The following is a 3,103-nucleotide window of genomic DNA, read 5'->3' on the forward strand; positions in this document are numbered from 1 at the left end:
GGACGTTGCCAGGCCGGTAACCTTTAGGGTTGCTGATCCATATATTTGTTCTTTGAAAACTGGATAATGATAGAAAGCATACAAGGCAAACGTTCTTACTTTTGTAGGAACATGCAAACATTAGTGCAGATCGAAAGATCAAACCTTTAACTGTGGTTAAGTTAATAAGGGCACACGGTGGATGCCTTGGCGTTAGGAGCCGAAGAAGGACGCAGCGAACTGCGATAAGCCTCGGGGAGTGGTAAGCACACTTTGATCCGGGGATCTCCGAATGGGGGAACCCACCATCTGTAATGGGATGGTATCCTTCACTGAATACATAGGTGATGAGAGGGCAGACCCGGTGAACTGAAACATCTAAGTAGCCGGAGGAAGAGAAAACAATAGTGATTCCGTCAGTAGTGGCGAGCGAACGCGGAAGAGCCTAAACCGTAGGATTTATCCTACGGGGTTGTGGGGCGTTTCATATAGGAGTTACAAAAGACAGATGTAGGTGAACAGTTTGGGAAGACTGACCAAAGAGCGTGATAGTCGCGTAACCCAAACATCTGTCTCTCCGAGACCAACCCCGAGTAGCGCGGGACACGTGAAATCCCGTGTGAATCTGGCAGGACCATCTGCTAAGGCTAAATACTACCTAACGACCGATAGTGAACCAGTACCGTGAGGGAAAGGTGAAAAGCACCCCGGGAGGGGAGTGAAATAGTACCTGAAACCGTGTGCTTACAAATAGTCGGAGCACTTTCTATGTGTGACGGCGTGCCTTTTGTAGAATGAACCGGCGAGTTACGATAGCGTGCGAGGTTAAGTCGAAGAGACGGAGCCGTAGCGAAAGCGAGTCTGAATAGGGCGAAAGTACGTTGTCGTAGACCCGAAACCGTGTGATCTAGCCATGTCCAGGGTGAAGGTAGGGTAACACCTACTGGAGGCCCGAACCCACGCACGTTGAAAAGTGCGGGGATGAGGTGTGGCTAGCGGTGAAATTCCAATCGAACTCGGAGATAGCTGGTTCTCCCCGAAATAGCTTTAGGGCTAGCCTCGGAATAAAGAGTCTTGGAGGTAGAGCACTGATTGGACTAGGGGCCCTCATCGGGTTACCGAATTCAGTCAAACTCCGAATGCCAAGTACTTATGTCCGGGAGTCAGACGGTGAGTGCTAAGATCCATCGTCAAAAGGGAAACAGCCCAGACCATCAGCTAAGGCCCCCAAGTGTATGTTAAGTGGGAAACGATGTGGAGTTGCCCAGACAACCAGGATGTTGGCTTAGAAGCAGCCACCATTTAAAGAGTGCGTAATAGCTCACTGGTCGAGTGACTCTGCGCGGAAAATGTAACGGGGCTAAACATACCGCCGAAGCTATGGCAGTCCTTACGGACTGGGTAGGGGAGCGTTCCAAGCAGCAGTGAAGCCGTATCGTGAGGAGCGGTGGAGCGCTTGGAAGTGAGAATGCCGGTGTAAGTAGCGAAAAGACAAGTGAGAATCTTGTCCACCGAAAGCCTAAGGTTTCCTGGGGAAGGCTCGTCCTCCCAGGGTTAGTCGGGACCTAAGCTGAGGCCGAAAGGCGTAGGCGATGGACAACTGGTTGATATTCCAGTACCACCTCTGTTCCGCTTGAGCAATGGCGTGACGCAGGAGGATAGGGTGAGCGGCCTATTGGATGGCCGTCTAAGCAGTAAGTGTGGTGTGTAGGCAAATCCGCACACCAATAAGCACAAGCTGTGATGGCGAGGGAAATATAAGTACCGAAGTCCCTGATTTCACACTGCCAAGAAAAGCGTCTAGCGAGGAACAAGGTGCCCGTACCGCAAACCGACACAGGTAGGCGAGGAGAGAATCCTAAGGTGCGCGGGATAACTCTTGCTAAGGAACTCGGCAAAATGGCCCCGTAACTTCGGGAGAAGGGGCGCCTCGGTAGGGTTTATAGCCCGAGGAGGCCGCAGTGAAAAGGCCCAAGCGACTGTTTAGCAAAAACACAGGTCTCTGCGAAGCCGCAAGGCGAAGTATAGGGGCTGACGCCTGCCCGGTGCTGGAAGGTTAAGGGGATGAGTTAGCGCAAGCGAAGCTTTGAACCGAAGCCCCAGTAAACGGCGGCCGTAACTATAACGGTCCTAAGGTAGCGAAATTCCTTGTCGGGTAAGTTCCGACCCGCACGAAAGGCGTAACGACTTGGGCGCTGTCTCGGCAAGAGACCCGGTGAAATCATAATACCTGTGAAGATGCAGGTTACCCGCGACAAGACGGAAAGACCCCATGGAGCTTTACTGTAGCCTGGTATTGAAACTTTGTGCATCATGTACAGAATAGGTGGGAAGCTGTGAAGCGAGGGCGCCAGCCTTCGTGGAGCTGTCGTTGGGATACCACCCTTGATGTACGGAGTTTCTAACTTGCCGCCCTTATCGGGTGGAAGGACCATGCCAGGTGGGCAGTTTGACTGGGGCGGTCGCCTCCTAAAGAGTAACGGAGGCGCCCAAAGGTTCCCTCAGAATGGTCGGAAATCATTCGTAGAGTGTAAAGGCACAAGGGAGCTTGACTGCGAGACCTACAAGTCGAGCAGGGACGAAAGTCGGGCTTAGTGATCCGGTGGTTCCGCATGGAAGGGCCATCGCTCAACGGATAAAAGCTACCCTGGGGATAACAGGCTTATCTCCCCCAAGAGTCCACATCGACGGGGAGGTTTGGCACCTCGATGTCGGCTCATCGCATCCTGGGGCTGAAGTAGGTCCCAAGGGTTGGGCTGTTCGCCCATTAAAGCGGTACGCGAGCTGGGTTCAGAACGTCGTGAGACAGTTCGGTCCCTATCTGTCGCGGGCGTAGGAAGTTTGAGGAGAGCTGTCCTTAGTACGAGAGGACCGGGATGGACGCACCTCTGGTGCACCAGTTGTCACGCCAGTGGCACAGCTGGGTAGCTATGTGCGGACGGGATAAGCGCTGAAAGCATCTAAGCGTGAAGCCCCCTTCAAGATGAGACTTCCCATAGCGCAAGCTAGTAAGACCCCTTATAGACGATGAGGTTGATAGGTTCGGTGTGGAAGTGCAGTAATGCATGGAGCTGACGAATACTAATCGGTCGAGGACTTATCCACATTGCCTTTATGCTGACTT

At 52.8% G+C, this 3,103-nt stretch carries 1 rRNA gene; it reads left to right on the forward strand.

Annotated elements, in window-relative coordinates:
• Positions 1-154 precede the first annotated feature (154 nt).
• Positions 155-3,084, forward strand: a 23S ribosomal RNA gene (locus AYJ08_RS08395).
• Positions 3,085-3,103: the final 19 nt, after the last annotated feature.

The sequence above is a fragment of the Brevibacillus sp. SKDU10 genome (assembly GCF_001645205.1).
Classification (GTDB): domain Bacteria; phylum Bacillota; class Bacilli; order Brevibacillales; family Brevibacillaceae; genus Brevibacillus_B; species Brevibacillus_B halotolerans.